This is a genomic window from Archangium sp., assembly GCF_036389735.1.
Lineage (GTDB): Bacteria > Myxococcota > Myxococcia > Myxococcales > Myxococcaceae > Archangium.
Genome location: NZ_DASVWK010000220.1, coordinates 1 through 3,289 on the forward strand (window position 1 = coordinate 1; position 3,289 = coordinate 3,289).

1 protein-coding gene and 1 pseudogene are annotated in these 3,289 nt (G+C 68.7%); one reads left to right on the plus strand and one right to left on the minus strand.

Features of this window, described 5'->3' with window-relative positions; translation table 11 throughout:
* The coding region (locus VF794_RS08150) for a vitamin B12-dependent ribonucleotide reductase (RefSeq protein WP_331108616.1) at positions 1 to 2,201 on the plus strand (2,201 nt) is incomplete at its 5' end.
* Between the two features lie 165 nt (positions 2,202 to 2,366).
* Here VF794_RS08150 and VF794_RS08155 read toward each other — a convergent pair.
* Positions 2,367 to 3,289, minus strand: a pseudogene (locus VF794_RS08155) (hypothetical protein); the annotation flags it as partial.

The window sequence follows — 3,289 nt, forward strand, 5'->3', positions numbered from 1 at the left end:
ACCTGTCCACCATCCGCTCCAGCAAGGAGCTGCTGGCCGGCGGTGGCACCGCGAGCGGCCCCGTGTCCTTCATGAAGGGCTTCGACGCCTTCGCCGGCGTCATCAAGAGCGGTGGCAAGACGCGCCGCGCCGCGAAGATGGTCATCCTCAACGCGGACCACCCGGACGTGCTGGACTTCGTGCGCTGCAAGTCCAGCGAGGAGAAGAAGGCCTGGGCCCTCATCGATGCCGGGTACGACCCGAGCTTCAACGGCGAGGCCTACTCCTCCGTCTTCTTCCAGAACTCGAACAACTCGGTGCGCGTCACCGACGAGTTCATGCGCGCGGTGGTGAACGACTCGGCGTGGACGACGCGCGCGGTGCGCGATGGCCGCCCCATGGACACCTACAAGGCGCGGGAGCTCTTCCGGGAGATTTCGGAGGCGGCGCACCTGTGCGGTGATCCCGGCCTCCAGTTCGACAGCACCATCAACGGCTGGCACACCTGCCCGAACACGGACCGCATCAACGCGTCCAACCCGTGCTCGGAGTACATGTTCCTCGACGACTCGGCCTGCAACCTGGCGTCGCTGAACCTGATGCACTTCCGCACCATCGACGGCGACTTCGACGTCACCGCCTTCAAGCACGCGGTGGACGTGGTGCTGCTGTCCATGGAGATCATCGTCGGCTTCTCCAAGTACCCGACGGAGCGGATCGCCAAGAACAGCCACGACTTCCGGCCGCTGGGCCTGGGCTACGCCAACCTGGGCGCGCTGCTGATGGCCACGGGTCTGCCGTACGACTCGGACGCGGGCCGCAACTACGCGGCGGCCATCACCTCGCTGATGTGCGGCCAGGCGTACGCGATGAGCGCGCGCATGGCGGGGAAGATGGGGCCCTTCGCGGGCTACCAGAAGAACGAGGAGCCCTTCCTCGGCGTCATCCGCAAGCACCGCAAGGCCGCCTACAACGTGCAGCCCGAGGGCTCGGGCACCGAGCTGTTCGAGGCGCAGAAGAAGGCCTGGGACGAGGCGCTCGCGCTGGGCACCCAGTTCGGCTTCCGCAACAGCCAGGTGACGGTGCTGGCCCCCACGGGCACCATCGGCTTCATGATGGACTGCGACACCACGGGGATTGAACCCGACATCGCGCTCATCAAGTACAAGAAGCTGGTGGGCGGCGGCATGCTGAAGATCGTCAACCAGACGGTGCCGCAGGCGCTGGAGAAGCTCGGCTACCCGCAGACCCAGGCCCAGGACATCATCACCTACCTGGACAAGCACGAGACGATTGAAGGCGCCCCGCACCTCAAGCCCGAGCACCTGCCGGTGTTCGACTGCGCCTTCAAGCCGGCCAAGGGCCAGCGCAGCATCCAGTGGATGGGCCACCTGAAGATGATGGGCGCCACGCAGCCCTTCCTCTCGGGCGCCATCAGCAAGACGGTGAACATGCCGTCGGACGCCTCGGTGGAGGACATCGAGAAGGCGTACCTCGAGGCGTGGAAGCTGGGCCTCAAGGCGGTGGCGGTGTACCGCGACGGCTGCAAGCGGACCCAGCCGCTGAACACCTCGAAGGACAAGGTGAAGGACACCAAGGCGCTGGTGGCCGAGCCCGCGCTGGTGGCGGTGAAGGACGCCAGCGCCATGCGTCGGCGGCTGCCGGACGAGCGCCGGGCCATCACGCACAAGTTCTCCATCGGTGGCCACGAGGGCTACATGACGGTGGGCATGTACGAGGACGGCACGCCGGGTGAGCTCTTCTGCGTGATGGCGAAGGAAGGCTCGGTGGTCAGCGGCCTGATGGACAGCTTCGCCACGGCGGTGTCGCTGGCGCTCCAGTACGGCGTGCCCCTCCAGGTGCTGGTGGACAAGTTCAGCCACACCCGCTTCGAGCCGAGCGGCTTCACGGGCAACTCGGCCATCCCGATCGCCAAGTCGATCATCGACTACATCTTCCGTTGGCTGGCGCTGAAGTTCCTGCCCAGCGAGCAGGCGGATGGAGTGGAGGCGGCGGTGGAGAAGACGGTGGCGGTGGCGGCGGTGGCCGAGCCCAAGGCGCCGGTGCAGGTGGCCTCGGTGGCGCTGCCGATGTCGACGCCGCGGAAGACCTACCTCAACCAGGCCGACGCGCCGCCGTGCCACACGTGCGGTGAGATCATGGTGCGCAACGGCGCCTGCTACAAGTGCAGCAACTGCGGCACCACGAGCGGCTGCAGCTGAGCGCCCTACCCTTTCCCTCTCCCGTCGGGAGAGGGACGGGGTGAGGGTACCCGATGAACTCGGGTTCAACCCCGGCCCTCATGAGGAGGGTCAGGGTGCCCCTTGCCTCTCGATGTGAGCCCGAGATCGAAGCTCCGGTGCCCAGGCACCGGAGCTTTTTTCGTTTCAGGGCGAGCCGTCGTGCAGCTTGCCGTAGACCTCGGAGGCCGCCGCGAGGAGCTTCTCCAGCTCATCGAGCTCGTTGGGGCCGAAGGGCGAGGGCCCGCCGTCGATGACCATGAAGCCCACCGCGCGCTCGCGCACCCGGATCGCCGCGGCGGCCAGGTGCGAGAACGATTCACCCAGGGCCGCGAAGAGGGCCTCGTCCTCCTGGCTCTCGGGGACGCTGGAGACGACCGGCCCGCTCCCCGCCGCCGCCATGGCGAGGAGCGAGGGCGCCTCCAGGTCCACCTGGAGCGCCGAGACCGCGGGCTTGTTGCTCCCCGGGCCGTACGCGCGCCCCACCCGGGCGACGCCGAACGACTCGCCCAGGAGGAAGCATCGCGAGAAACGCCCCTGGCAGTAGGACAGCAGCGCCTTGCCCAGCGCGCCCCGCGTCGTCGCCTCGCGCAGCGCCGTGAGCGCCTCCTCGAGCGGCACCGCGGGGGTCGCGGCCTGTCCGGCCAGAGCGCCCTCCAGCGAGCTGGCCGTGGCGTCCGAATCCGTCGCCACGGGTGCCGGCTCGGCCGAGGGATCCCAGGTCGGGATGAACTCATGCATGGACGCCAGCGGGATCTCGCCCGCGCCGCCGAAAGAGCCGGGCTCGGAGGAGCCCGCTTCCTGCGCCGAGAAGTCCACCTCGATGGCGCGCCGAGCCCAGGGAGACGCGGGCTCGGACTCGGTCATGAGGTCCAGGTGCGAGGTCATCTGCATGTCGCCCATGGGCTCGGAGGGCAGCTCGACCGGGACCACCGGCTTCCGCTCGGGAGCGGCCTCCGCGACCGCCGGGCTCGCCTCGGGCGAAGGCGGAAGCACCGCGAGCATCTCGGGAGCGACCTCCACGGTCCTCTCCTCCGGAACGGGAGACGGAGTGGGCACGACAGCGGGCT